General features: G+C 70.2%; 10 protein-coding genes. 1 reads left to right on the top strand and 9 read right to left on the bottom strand.

Annotated features, from left to right (window positions below):
• Positions 1-87 precede the first annotated feature (87 nt).
• From ureG to ACGFRF_RS27845, 4 genes are all read right to left on the bottom strand, one after another.
• The gene (gene ureG, locus ACGFRF_RS27860; protein ID WP_393744473.1) at positions 88-783 is read right to left on the bottom strand and encodes an urease accessory protein UreG; all 696 of its coding nucleotides are present in this window, start codon (positions 781-783) and stop codon (positions 88-90) included.
• 30 nt (positions 784-813) lie between these two features.
• Positions 814-1,488 (bottom strand): urease accessory protein UreF, encoded by a 675-nt coding sequence (locus ACGFRF_RS27855; protein WP_393744471.1) that lies wholly within the window; start codon positions 1,486-1,488, stop codon positions 814-816.
• 69 nt (positions 1,489-1,557) lie between these two features.
• On the bottom strand, positions 1,558-3,393 hold the full coding sequence (locus ACGFRF_RS27850; protein WP_393744469.1) for an urease subunit alpha: 1,836 nt from the start codon (positions 3,391-3,393) through the stop codon (positions 1,558-1,560).
• A complete protein-coding gene (locus tag ACGFRF_RS27845) occupies positions 3,377-4,039 on the bottom strand; it encodes an urease subunit gamma (protein ID WP_393744467.1) in 663 nt (220 codons plus the stop codon). The genes ACGFRF_RS27850 and ACGFRF_RS27845 overlap by 17 nt, the downstream gene beginning before the upstream one ends.
• Positions 4,040-4,766: 727 nt before the next feature.
• On the opposite strand from ACGFRF_RS27845, the gene ACGFRF_RS27840 reads away from it, so the two are divergent.
• Entirely contained in the window at positions 4,767-5,300 is a 534-nt protein-coding gene (locus ACGFRF_RS27840) for an EF-hand domain-containing protein (protein ID WP_393744662.1), read from the top strand.
• 151 nt (positions 5,301-5,451) lie between these two features.
• Here the strand turns inward: ACGFRF_RS27840 and ACGFRF_RS27835 are convergent, their stop codons facing one another.
• From ACGFRF_RS27835 to ACGFRF_RS27815, 5 genes are all read right to left on the bottom strand, one after another.
• Positions 5,452-6,357 carry a class I SAM-dependent methyltransferase gene (locus ACGFRF_RS27835; RefSeq protein ID WP_393744465.1) on the bottom strand — a complete coding sequence of 302 codons (906 nt, stop codon included), beginning with the start codon at positions 6,355-6,357 and terminating at the stop codon, positions 5,452-5,454.
• An 80-nt stretch (positions 6,358-6,437) separates the two neighbouring features.
• Complete coding sequence (locus ACGFRF_RS27830; RefSeq protein WP_393744660.1) at positions 6,438-7,544, bottom strand: NAD(P)-dependent alcohol dehydrogenase; 1,107 nt, start codon at positions 7,542-7,544, stop codon at positions 6,438-6,440.
• 2 nt (positions 7,545-7,546) lie between these two features.
• Positions 7,547-8,950 carry an aldehyde dehydrogenase family protein gene (locus ACGFRF_RS27825; protein WP_393744463.1) on the bottom strand — a complete coding sequence of 468 codons (1,404 nt, stop codon included), beginning with the start codon at positions 8,948-8,950 and terminating at the stop codon, positions 7,547-7,549.
• Between the two features lie 8 nt (positions 8,951-8,958).
• Positions 8,959-9,714: a (5-formylfuran-3-yl)methyl phosphate synthase gene (locus tag ACGFRF_RS27820; protein WP_393744658.1), complete on the bottom strand. Its 756-nt coding sequence runs from the start codon at positions 9,712-9,714 to the stop codon at positions 8,959-8,961.
• A gap of 466 nt (positions 9,715-10,180) precedes the next feature.
• Positions 10,181-11,452, bottom strand: a complete 1,272-nt coding sequence (locus ACGFRF_RS27815; protein WP_393744461.1) for an MFS transporter — start codon at positions 11,450-11,452, stop codon at positions 10,181-10,183.
• Positions 11,453-12,569: the final 1,117 nt, after the last annotated feature.

Genomic DNA, 12,569 nt, shown 5'->3' with positions numbered 1-12,569 from the left:
ACCGCCTCCTGCGCGCGCCGCCCTTGTTGTCCGGCAGAAGGTCCACGGCCGGCGCTTGGGTGGCGGCCGGCAGCTGTGCGGCGGCCCTCACCGGGTGACTCCCGAGTGCCAGGCGGCGAGGCACTCGGTCACCCAGTCGGCGACGGGGCGGATTCCGTCGGCCGCGGTGAGGCTGGTGAAGGCGAACGGCAGGTCCTTGCGCTGCGCGCGGGTGTCGGCCGCCATGGTGTCCAGGTCGGCACCGACGTACGGGGCCAGGTCGGTCTTGTTGACCACGAGGAGGTCGGCTGTGGTGATGCCGGGGCCGCCCTTGCGGGGAATGTCGTCGCCGCTGGCCACGTCGATGACGAAGACCTGGGTGTCGACCAGTCCCCGGGAGAACGTCGCGGTGAGGTTGTCTCCCCCGGACTCGATGAGGATCAGGTCGAGCGGCTCCAGACTCTGCTCGAGGTGCTCGACCGCCTCGAGGTTGGCGGAGATGTCGTCGCGGATGGCTGTGTGCGGGCAGGCTCCCGTCTCCACGGCGGTGATCCGTTCCGGTGGCAGCACGGCCTCGCGGCGCAGGAAGGCGGCGTCCTCCTGGGTGTAGATGTCGTTGGTCACCACGGCGATGGACAGTCGGTCGCGAAGTGCGCGGCACAGTGCGGCGACGGTGGCGGTCTTGCCGGAGCCGACCGGCCCGCCGAAGCCGATCCGCAGGGCGCGGCGGCTGCCGTCCGGGCGTTGTGGGGCGGCGCTGTGGGTGTGGCGCTGCGGCATGGTCACGGGATGGTCCAGATGCACGGAAGCTCCAGGTCATCGGTGTGGGCGTGATCAGGAGGCGAAGAGGCGGACGGTCCAGGCGGCGTGCTGCTCGGCGGTGATGTCCAGCAACGGAGCGGAAGCGGCGGGCAGGACGGTGACGCCCTCGACGGCGACGCGCTCAGCCGCGGCGGCCGCGGCGGCGGCGACGGTGTCGAGGTCATCGGCAAGCCTGGCCAGCACTGCGGTGGCCTCGAAGGGGTCGAGGCTCAGCAGGCGCACCGCCGCGGTCGCCGGGCCGCCGACGCTCTCGTAGGCGGCGGTGTGGGCGGCGTCGAGCGGGGTGAGTCCGGCGGCGCGGGCCGTGACGCCGAGGACGACCGGCTGGTGGGCTCCTTGTGGTCGGTGGTGGGCGAGGTGGTCGAGGCCGGTGCAGGGCCAGGTGGCGCGGGCGGCGCGCATCAGTTGCCGGCCGAGGCGGCGGGCGATACGGCGCAGCGCCGGTGCGGGTGTACGGGTGTCGGCGGCCTCGTCGAGGGCCAGGGGGTCGTAGCCGGTGGCGGCCGCGGCGGCGAGACCGGCGGCGGTCAGTCCGGCGGTGTGCAGCCGCCCGCGGCAGAACGTCTCCAGGCTGTGGTTGTCGTGCACGGTGCGGGAGGCGACGGCGGCTTCCATGCCTCCGGAATGGGCGTGTCCGCCGGCGGGGAAGCGGCCGTCGGCCAGGATGAGCAGGGCGGCGCGGCTCATGGCGTCGCTGGTCCGCCTTTCGCGGTGAGGCCCCCGGGGGCTGTTGACACCCCAGGGGGTGAGGGAGGATCAGAACAGGAAGTACCGCTGCGCCATGGGCAGCTCGGTGGCGTAGTTCCGGCCGACCTCTTGCCCGTCCACGCTGGTGCGGACGTCGGACGTGGTGGCGCCGCCGATGGTGACGTCGAAGGTGTCGGGGTCGATGACGATGTCCGGCACGCCGTTGTTGTGCACCATGTCGGCCTTGGTGATCTGCCGGGTGGACCGGATCGCGCGCAGGGGCTTGAGCAGTCCGGATCCGGCGAGTTCGCCGTCAAGGGCTGCCTCCGCGACGAAGTTGAAAGAGTTGGCCGCCGGGGAGCGGCCCGTAGAGCCCCAGACCGGACGCGGCAGGTAGGGCTGGGGTGTGGGGATGGAGGCGTTGGCGTCGCCGATCTGCGCGTAGGCGATCTGACCGCCCTTGATGACCATGTGGGGTTTGACGCCGAAGAACTTGGGTTCCCACAGGACCAGGTCGGCGAGTTTGCCGATTTCGACGGAGCCGACCTCGTGGTCGATGCCGTGGGTGATGGCCGGGTTGATGGTGTACTTGGCGATGTAACGCCGGGCCCGGAAGTTGTCGGCGTCGGCGTCGTCTTCGCGTAGATGGCCGTAGCGGGACTTCATGACGTGTGCGGTCTGCCAAGTCCGCATGATCATCTCCCCGATGCGGCCCATGGCCTGGGCGTCGGAGGACATCATGGAGATGGCGCCCATGTCGTGCAGCAGGTCCTCGGCCGCCATGGTGGAGGGCCGGATCCGCGAGTCGGCGAACTTCATGTCCGCCTCGACCTCAGGGTTGAGGTGGTGGCACACGATCATCATGTCGACGTGCTCCTTGACGGTGTTCACCGTCAAGGGCCGGGTGGGATTCGTCGAGGCGGGCAGCACGTTCGGCTTGCTCACGAGGCTGATCATGTCGGGTGCGTGGCCGCCGCCGGCGCCTTCGATGTGGAAGACGTGCAAGCTGCGGTACTTGGCGTCCTTGGTGTTGAGGTTGCCGTCCTTGGTCGCGGCGAAGGTGTTGTGCACGAAGCCGGACTCGTTCAGGGAGTCAGCGTGCAGAGCGACCTGCACCCCGGTCTCCTCACACACCCTCAGGGCCGCGTCGATCACGGCGGGGGTCGCGCCCCAGTCCTCGTGGATCTTGAAGCCGAGGGCGCCGGCGGCGACCTGATCGTGCAGCGCCTTCTCGGAGACCGTGCTCCCCTTGGCGAGCAGGCCGATATTCACCGGGCAGGCGTCGAGTGCCTCGAACATCCGCTGGATGTGCCACTTGCCGGGCGTGACGGTGGTGGCCGTACTGCCCTCGGCAGGACCGGTACCGCCGCCGATCAGCGTCGTCACGCCCGAGGCGAGTGCCTCATGGATCTGACCCGGGCACAGGAAGTGCACGTGGGTGTCGACGCCGCCCGCGGTCAGGATCCGTCCCTTTCCGGAGATCACCTCCGTCTCGGGCCCCACGATGAAGTCGGACGCGCGCGGGTCGTCGTTGGGGCGCGGCGACATGGTCTCGGGGTTGTAGGCCTTGCCGATGGCCTGGATGCGGCCGTCGCGCAGTCCGACGTCGGCTTTCACCACGCCCCAGTGGTCCAGGACCAGGACGCCGGTGATCACCGTGTCGACCGGCATGCGCGGGTCGTCGCGGGGGATGTGCGACTGGCCCATGGACTCGCGGATCACCTTGCCGCCGCCGAAGACCATCTCGTCGCCGCTGCGTCCCGGGCCGCCGCACCAGTCCTCTTCGATCCGCACAACGAGGTTGGTGTCGGCGAGGCGGACCTGGTCCCCGATCGTGGGGCCGTAGAGGTCGGCGTAGCGGGAGCGCAGCAGCGGGTCCCAGGGCTTTTCAGTCCTGTCGGGCATCGAGGTGCTTCTCCTTCTCGCTCTTGCCGGCCTGGAGGCCGGCCACGATCCGCTCCCCGGCGATGGGCACCAGCATCACGGTCCGGTTGTCACCCGGTTCGAATCGCTCGGATGTGCCGGAGGCGATGTGCAACCGCATTCCACGGGCCTTCTCGCGGGGGAACTCGAGACCCTCGTTGGCCTCGGCGAAGTGGAAGTGGGAACCGACCTGGATCGGCCGGTCCTTGGGATTGGACACGTCCAGCGGCACGGGCCTGGCGCCCTCGTTGAATGCCACCCGGTGCTCGTCCTCGTCCGGCAGCAGTTCCAGTTTCCCCGGATGGACATCCACCTCGGTGGCCGCTTCGTCGAACGGGTCGTGGATGGTCACCAGCTTCGTGCCGTCCGGGAACGTGGCCTCGACCTGCACGTTGTCGATCATTTCCGGGACGCCGTCCATGACCTCGCTGCGCTGCAGCACATGACGGCCGGACTCCATCACCGCGTCGACCGTCGCTCCGGCGCGTGCCTCCTCGTAGACGTGCGCCGTCAACAGCGCCATCGCCTCGGGGTAGTTCAGTAGCAGACCGCGCTCACGTCGCCGCCGGGCGACATCTGCCGCCACGTGGACCATCAGGCGTTCCTGCTCATGCGGAGTCAGGTGCATGCCGTCCCCTCTCCTGCTCGTCGCTTCATCTGCGCAGCACGCCTTCACCGATGTGGCGCCACGTGGTGACACCACCGCGGCCTCAGCCGCCGCACATCGATCCTCAACGAGGTGAAGGACAGAACCATCCGAATTGGCTTAGTCAGCCCTTATGGGATGAACCAGAGTCACGAGGCGCACTCGGGGCGCATCCACAGGCTCGCCAACCGCCCTGACGGACTTCACCGCGCCGCACGGACCGACGGCGTCCCAGCGCCGTACGACGTGGCGGCCGATGCGGGCGTGGTGGACCGGTTCGCGGGGCGCGGCAACCCGAGGGGCGAGCGGACGGCGCGCGGTGCGCCGGGGCGGCCAGGCTTGGTCAAGTCGGCCTCGTGTGCGTAGCGCGGAATCAGGGGCGGGCCGTCGCCCGAGCGCTGTACGACGCCCCGCCGAATGCTGAGCCGAAGCTCAGGAGTTACCAGCAGCAGGATCGTATGAGCTGACGAACGGGATCGGTCGAAGCAGTCTGGTTGCCACAGGGGAGGCATCCGATTTGTCACACACGCTCATTCAGCAGTCCTTCTGTCACCACAAGCGAAGATCGAGAGTCCACGGCTCTTCATGGCGGTTCTATGGGTCGTGGCCGCTACACGCGCCGGGTTGGACGTGTGTCCCCACACGGTGAAGTAGAGGCACTCATCGGGCAGGCCCGGAATCGTCGGGTCACAGAAGACAGGTGATGGACATGCGAACTGAGGCCGCCAAGCGGGTCGAACTGGTCTTCTCCCTCTTCGACGCCAATGGCAACGGAGTCATCGACTCCGGAGACTTCGACCTGATGACGGGCCGTGTTCTGGAGGCGGCGGCCGCGTCGGACGACGGCGCCAAGGCCGCCATCCGGGCCGCGTTCCGCCGCTACTGGACGACGCTGGCCACTGAACTGGACGCCAACGGCGACGGTGTGATCACCCTGGACGAGTTCCGTCCGTTCGTGCTCGACCCCAAGCGTTTCGGTCCCACGATCAGCGAGTTCGCCGACGCGCTCGCCGCACTCGGCGACCCCGACGGGGACGGCCTGATCGAGCGCCCCCTCTTCGTGTCGCTGATGACGGCGATCGGCTTCGAGGAGGCGAACATCCACGCCCTCTTCGACGCCTTCGGCCCGGACGCCGAGGACCGCATCACTGTTGCTACGTGGGCCGCCGGCATCGAGGACTACTACGCGCCGGACCTGGCCGGGATCCCGGGCGACCAGCTCGTGGCTGCCCGGGCCGTCTGACACGGCCCGTCAGCGGCATCGCCGGGCGTGGGCGGCAACCGCTGCGACGCAACCGAGCTGCCGCCTCCCTCGGGACGCGTCCCACCGAGCGGGGCCTGCGGCAGGCCCCACCCTCAGCCCCGTGCGGACGTCGTCGTGAGCGCTGCGGGCGTCATGGCCGGGGCTTGTACGCGAACACCCACCGGTTTCCCTCCAGCGCGTCGTTCGGCTCGGGGAGGGGCCCACGTCCGTGCCGACGGGTGAAGTCGAAGGGCGTGTACATCGACGTGGACCAGCCCTTGGCCGTCAGGGCGCCCGCGGAGTCGGGTCGCGGCCCCTTGTCGAAGAGGTGGAGCAGGTCGATGCCGGTCTGTTCCCGCGTCGCCGTGTAGGTCGGGCTGTCGCGGTACACCAGCAGGTCCTTTTCCAGCTTGGCCTCGAAGGCCAGAGCGCTGCCTTCGGTGGTCAGCCTGTCCACCGTGTCGATGAGGTACGTCTCGGCGGGGCCCGGTAGGTAGAAGAGGAGTCCCTCGGCCAGCCAGACGCTCGGTGCGGCCGGGTCGAAGCCGACGGTGGTCAGCGCGCTGACCCAGTCCGCGCGCAGGTCGACCGGTACGGGGACGCGCTTCACCTTCGGGGTGGCCGCCAGGTCCGTGAGCACCTGGTGCTTGAACTCCAGCACGCCCGCCCGGTCGATCTCGAAGATTTCGCAGCCGGACGGCCAGTCCAGCCGGAAGGCGCGGGTGTCCAATCCCGCTCCCAGCAGGACCACCTGCCGGGGGCCCGTCCGGACCGACCGGAGCAGGAAGTCGTCGAGGACCCTGGTCCGCAGGCCGAAGTAGCGGGTGAACCGCCCCCACAACGGGTTGCCGTCCCCGTCCGGGACCTGCTGGATGCGCACCGGCCAGTCCGCGCACGCCGGGGCGGCGCGTACGAAGTGTTCCGCGTAGGCGTCCTGGGCCAGGCTGTCGTCGCGGTGGGTCTCGATCGCCCGTGCCGCGGCGACCAGGAGGGCGGTCAGGCCCACGCCTCCGTCCACGCCTTCCACGTCCGTGTGCTGAGGCGCCGTGCCGGTCATGTCTCCTCCGTTGGCGGGAGTGGGGATGGCGAGCTGACTGCTCGTCGGATGCGGTGGGTCCGCGGTGCTGGGTGCCGCGCTCACCGGCTCCTTCCGGTCGGGAGCAGGACGGGTTTGATCACGCGGCCGGCGTCGCAGTCGCGCTCGGCCTCGTTGATGTCGGCCAGCGGGTAGGTGCGGACGAGCTGGTCGAAGGGGAAGCGTCCGGCCTGCCAGAGCCGGGTCAGCAGCGGTATCAGCAGTCCGGGGACGGCGTCCCCTTCGCAGATGTGGCGGATGCTGCGACCCCGGTCGAGCGTGCCCGGTTCGAGCGGCAGCCCGGTGTGGAGCCGTGCCACCAGGCCGAGGCTGCCGGTGGGGCGCAGTGCCCGGAGCGCGTCGTTGATGAGCGGGGCGGAGGCCGTGGTGTCGAGCGCGTACTGCGCGCCGCCGCCGGTGAGCCGCCGGATCCGCTCGGCCAGACCGGCCGTTTCGGCGGGCAGCGGGATCGCGCCGAACCGTTCGGCCAGGGCCAGCCGTCGGGGGTGCCGGTCGACGGCCACGGTCAGCGCGCCGGCGGCGGTGGCCGCCATCACCGCGGCCAGGCCCACGGCTCCCGCGCCGAGAACGACGAGGGTGTCGCCCGGGCCGGCGGCGAAGGTGTTCAGCGCGGCTCCGGCGCCGGTGAGGAAGCCGCAGCCGAGCGGCCCGAGCAGTTCGAGGGGCAGCGCGGGGTCGACCCGGACGGCGTTGCGGGCCGAGACGAGCGCGTACTCGGCAAAGGAGGATTGGCCGAACCACCGGGGGGCCAGCGCTCCCCCGGCCGCGTCGGTGAGCCGCGGCGCGTCCTCCTCGCGTCCCCCGAAGAGGTTGAGGGAGGCGAAGGAGTCGCAGTAGGCAGGGGCCGCGCCGCGGCAGTTGCGGCAGTGCCCGCAGGAGTCGAAGCTCAGCACGACGTGGTCACCGACGCCGATCGCGGTGTCCGGGCCGCCGCCCGTCCGCACCACGACCCCGGACCCTTCGTGGCCGAGCACCGCCGGCAGCGGGCTGCTGCCGGCCGATCGCCGGACCGCGAGATCGGTCCGGCACATCCCGCAGCCGGCGATCTCGACCAGGACCTCACCGGCGGCGGGTTCCGCCCGCAGGGCCACCTCCTCGAGCGTGAACGGATCCTCGTACGAGCGCAGTACGGCCGCCTCGAACCTCACCATCACGCCTCCCGCGGGCGGTGGACGACGAACGGCCGCAGGTTGCCGTACAGCCCCCACGGTCCGCCCGCCACGCCGACGCCGCTGTCCTTGACGCCCGCGAAGGGCTGGGCGAGGGACAGTTCGGCGTGGTGGTTGATCCAGGCCGTGCCGCATTCGAGCCGGTCGGCCACCGCCTCGGCCCGATCGAGGTCGGTGCCCCACACGGAGCCGCCCAGTCCGAAGCCCGTGCCGTTGGCGGCGTCGACGGCTTCGTCCAGGCTCCGGTACGGCAGCACCGGCAGGACCGGCCCGAACTGCTCCTCGGTCACCACCGGGCTGTCGGGCGGGACGTCGGTGAGGATCGTAGGGGCGAAGAAGTACCCCGGCCCGGCCGGCCGGTGACCGCCGGCTGCCGCCCGGGCGCCGTCAGCCAGGGCCCGCCGCGTGATCTGCTCGACCCGGGCCAGCTGGGGGGCGTTGTTGACCGGTCCCAGCCGGGTGTCCGGGTCGAGGCCGGGCCCGACGGCGACGGCCCTGGCGCGCTCGGCGAGGGCTTCGACGACCTGGGCGTGGAGCCGGGCCGGGGCGTAGACGCGTTTGACCGCCATGCAGACCTGCCCGCAGTTGCGGAAGGCGGCCCAGAACAGCCGGTCCGCGATCAGGTCCACCTCGACGTCGTCCAGCAGGACGGCGGCGTCGTTGCCGCCCAGTTCCAGGGTGACCCGGGCGAGCGAGGCCGCCGCCGCTTCGGCGACGGCCCGCCCGGTGGGCACCGAGCCGGTGAAGGTCACGTGGCGGATGCCGGGGTGGGAGGCGAGGCGGGCGCCGAGCGGTTCGCGGCCGGTGACGACGGTCAGCACGTCCTCGGGCAGGACGGCGGCGAGGACGGAACCGAGCAGCCGGGTGGCGAGCGGGGTGAAGGGGGACGGTTTGAGGACCACGGTGTTGCCCGCCGCGAGCGCGGGCGCGAACTTCGCCGCCGCGAGCTGGAGGGGGAAGTTCCACGGCACGATCGCGGCGACGGGTCCGAGGGGTCGCCAGCGTATCTCGCTGTGCACGGGCCGGCCGTCGGTGATGCGCCGGGTCCTGGGGGCCAGGTCGGCGAAGTAGCGCAGGCGGGCCGCCATACGGGCGATCTCCGCGTGCGACTCGGCCAGGGGCTTGCCCTGTTCCCGGGTGAGCAACCGGGCGAGGTCGTCGCCGGCTGCCTCCACGGCGTCGGCCGCCGCGCGCAGCGCGGTGGTACGGGCGGCGGGATCGGCGCGCCAGCCGTGCCAGGCCCGGCGGGACCGGTCGACAACGGCGTCCAGCGTGTCCGGCTGCTGGTCGGGGGCCTCGTCGAAGACCTCCCCGGTGGCCGGATCGACGACGGCCAGAGGCGCGGCCCGGCGTCCGGGGACGCGGTCGGGCTCGGAGGTCGGCATGCCGGCGGTCAGCTCACGGCGGTGACGCCGGCCGCGTGCTCCCGGGCCTGCCGGTCCATCTCCGCCCGGAAGGCGGCCACCAGGTGCGGCTGGATCCGTCCGGCGTTGCGGTCGCCCCCCTCGCAGACCGCTCCGCGCACCCCAACGATGTCCGTGCCGATGCGGGTCAGCGGGCCGAGGTCGGTCTGCTTGACACTGCCCGCGAGGGCGGCGAGCAGGCCGGCCGCGTGGGCCAGCCGGACGAACTCGGCGCAGGCATCTGGCGGCACGTGGTCGAACAGCCGGGTCCCATCCTTGATCGCGGTGTCGAGCATGGCGGCGTCGGCGCCGGAGCGGGCGGCGATGTCGGGCAGGGCGAGCGGGTTGACGCAGCCGATCCGGTGGGCGTCGGCGTAGCCGGAGGCGACGACGAGTGCCTCGGGGCGGTGGTCCTTCACCGCCCGGACGACCGCGCGCATGACGTCGATGCCCTGGTCGGGCGTCGTGCATCCGTAGAGGCCGACCTTAATGTACGTGGCGCCGGAGACGACCGCGCCGAGTGCGGCCTGCGCCACCGTGCCGGGCTTGTACGGGACATCCCCCACGGTCGCGGACACCGGTTTGTCCGCCGGTACCGCGTCGCGGATCTCCCGGATGACCCAGGGGAAGTTGGCGCCGAGAGAGCCCTCGTCGGGCTTCTTGACGTCGACAATGTCGAGATGCTCCGCCGCCTTCGCACAGTCGAGAGCCTCCTCGACACCGTCCGGGGAAATGAGAAGCAACACCGTGAACTCCTTCCGCCGCCAGTCCGCCCTGCCGAGGCACAGGGGACCGCGGATCACCTGGTTCATGTGCGGTGTGCTCATCATTTCCGTCACCCTCGGGAACGGGGAGGGCGCACAGAGTGCCCATTGGCGCTCATGCCCACGTGTGGTGCGCCGTGCATAGCGGAGCAAACCGGCCCCAATGGCAACGTTTCGTCCGGCCGGACGCGCCACTGCTTGAGGCTATCCAGGACACCACCGCTCGGGATCCTCCTCGGGAGGAGGAACACCCCCGCTGCCTGAAGTGTCCGTCCGTCGGCGAGTTCTACCCCGCGGAGTGCACCGCCGCCGGCGAGCGGTCGGGGCACCGGCCCCTCCATCACTTCGACTCCGCGGGCCCCAGGACAGCTCCGTCGCCGCTGGGAGCGACATGTCAACGAGCAACGCCCCCGCCATCGGGCAGGGGCGTTGCTCGAGACGGTCTGTTTCAGGATGCCTTTTGGTCGGCGGGCTCCTCGATCTCGGGGGTCACCCGTGCCCGTCGGAAGATCACCGGAAGCCACAGGAGACATGCCAGCAGGGGGACCGCGGCGTAGGTGGCCATGCCCACACTGGAGCCCAACCCGTCCATGAGCGCGCCGAGGACGAGATAGCCGATGCCGATGAGCGCCGACTCCACGAATGCGATCAGCGACAGCAGGCTCGCCCGGTGGCGCGACGGCACTGCCTCGTTGAACACGTTGTCCACGAGCACGGCGGTGATCTCGGGAATTCCGACCAGGACCAGGAAAGCGGCGACGGTGACCCAGACAAGGCCGAGGCCGCTCAGGCCGAGCGCCACGGTGAGCGTCAGGAGAGAGACCGGGACGACGACCCGATACCCGATGCGCCGGTCCGCGCGGTCCGACAGCAAGGGAGTGAGTCCACCGACGAAGAATCCCGCCGATATGACCACGCTGACCAATGCGGTGCCCGCCCCCTGATCGGAGAGGGTCTTCTGCGTAAAAATGATGTACGGCGTCAAAGTCGCATGCATCAATCCGGACACCACGGCAAGCGTCACGAGCGCCGGCGTGGCGACCCGAAGAATCGCCCGCCATGCTGTGGCGTCGCGGTGCTCCTTCTCGGCTCCGTCCTGCTCGTCCACCGCGTCCACGCCGCGGATCTCGGGCACCCGTGACATCAGCACCACAACGGCCAGGACGAGGCACAGCGCCGAACCGACGTAAACGATTCCCCAGGAGAACCGCTGCAGTTGGCCACCGAGGGCGATGGCGACTCCCGAGGTGACCGTCCCGAGCATGGTGAACCGGGACTTGATCTTGACGTAGCCGGCCGTTGCACCACGACGCACGAGCAGGTCGTACAGCAGGGCGGTGTCCGAACCGGACACACATGCCATGCCCACGCCCTGGCCGATGAACAGCGCAAGGAACACCCAGTAGTTGGAGGACGTCACCTGACCGAGCAGGCATCCGGCTATCAGCACCTGGCCGATCACGATGCTGGCACGCCTGCCGATTCGGTCGGCGATGACTCCCGTCGGCAACTCCGCAAGTCCGCTGACCAGGTAGAGCAGTGTCTGAAGGAGGGCCACTTGCCCGGCGGAGAAGCCTCGCTGCTGAAGGAAGAGGACGAATACCCCACGCTGGAACAGCGAGTTGGCGAGCACGGCGTACACGTAGAACGGGCGCGTGACGCTTCGTGCTGCATCGTCGACTGCAGCCGACCCGCCAAGGGCCTCCGTGGTGCCGGTCATGCTGCGGGCTCCCCCTGGTGAATCGGTGATCATTGGTGTCGGGCCTCCACCGTCGACCGGAATCTCCAGTCCGTACTTCGCGCAGGACATCGGGCCGACCCTCCGGGAACCGTTGCCGGCGCCGCGGCCATCCTCGGTGGGGGTGTCAAGTGCTGGAACCGGTAGCGTGCATCTCCTGGAAACGGTTGCGCACCTCTTGGAGGCAGCGTGGGCGTGAGGTCAGGAAATACCGGATCTCGTCACTTGGTTCCCGGCAGGACGGCCGTGGGCGGCGACTGCGTCCTGTGAGGGTACCGGAGCCTGGTCGGCTCGCACGCGAGTTCTGTGACCGCCTGGAATCAGGATTTCCGCCGTCCTGAAGAAGCGCTCAGAGCGTGTTCGAGCGGAAGGCCTCGTTCGTACGGGAAGTACGGGGGCGGCGTTCCAACGTAGCAGGGGCGCGTGCCAGGCATACCCGGACGAGAGCGCCGAAGACCTCGAGAAGTCACGCGCTCGAGCCGTCTTGAGCGCGGAGCGTCGGTGATCACGGGAGGCTGCAACCTCCGGGCAGGGTCGAGTGGCCCGCTGATCCGGCCCGCCGATGTCCCGGCCTTCGTCGCGTCACGCCAAGAGGCAAAGGCCACGGCCGGAGCCGCGGTCACACCGGTGGCGGCCTCGTTCGGCCCGGTCAATACGCTGGTGGGAGCGACGATGGGCCGTGATCTCATCTTCGGCATACTCGGTGTGAGCGCCCGAACGACTTCGCATCGCATCGAGCTGCTGGGGACGGCTATGACCTGAGAGTGCGGAAGGTGAGCTCTGGCCTCGATCTTTCGTGAGGGCCCGTCAGCTTTTCGGCGGACCTTTCGGTTTGCTCCGGTGGGGTTCTTGGTGTGCGGGCATCCAGGCCGGCAGGTCGAGAGCGATCTGCAGGATCTCCAGCCACATGCGGTTCCGTGTGGTGTGGTGGAGGAGGCTCGTTCAGGAGCATGCGCAGTTGCGTTCCGGGCCGGCCATCCGCCACCGGTCGGGGCGGGCTCGAAGACCGACAGGTGCGTCGCGTCCACCCGCGCATCGGGCACACCCGTCGCCGCGAACACCCTTCGCCGGACCACCTCGCCGGACTGCACCCCGAACA

This window comes from Streptomyces sp. NPDC048521 (assembly GCF_043199855.1).
In the GTDB taxonomy this organism is placed as follows: domain Bacteria; phylum Actinomycetota; class Actinomycetes; order Streptomycetales; family Streptomycetaceae; genus Streptomyces.
The sequence above is the reverse complement of the archived record's forward strand: the minus strand, read 5'-3'. Positions and strand labels throughout refer to the sequence as shown.

Coding starts and splice junctions, on each gene's coding strand:
- ACGFRF_RS27855 (WP_393744471.1), bottom strand. CDS start 1,488: ATGAGCCGCGCCGCCCTGCTCATCCTGGCCGACGGCCGCTTCCCCGCC.
- ACGFRF_RS27850 (WP_393744469.1), bottom strand. CDS start 3,393: ATGCCCGACAGGACTGAAAAGCCCTGGGACCCGCTGCTGCGCTCCCGC.
- ACGFRF_RS27845 (WP_393744467.1), bottom strand. CDS start 4,039: ATGCACCTGACTCCGCATGAGCAGGAACGCCTGATGGTCCACGTGGCG.
- ACGFRF_RS27840 (WP_393744662.1), top strand. CDS start 4,767: ATGCGAACTGAGGCCGCCAAGCGGGTCGAACTGGTCTTCTCCCTCTTC.
- ACGFRF_RS27835 (WP_393744465.1), bottom strand. CDS start 6,357: ATGACCGGCACGGCGCCTCAGCACACGGACGTGGAAGGCGTGGACGGA.
- ACGFRF_RS27825 (WP_393744463.1), bottom strand. CDS start 8,950: ATGCCGACCTCCGAGCCCGACCGCGTCCCCGGACGCCGGGCCGCGCCT.
- ACGFRF_RS27815 (WP_393744461.1), bottom strand. CDS start 11,452: ATGACCGGCACCACGGAGGCCCTTGGCGGGTCGGCTGCAGTCGACGAT.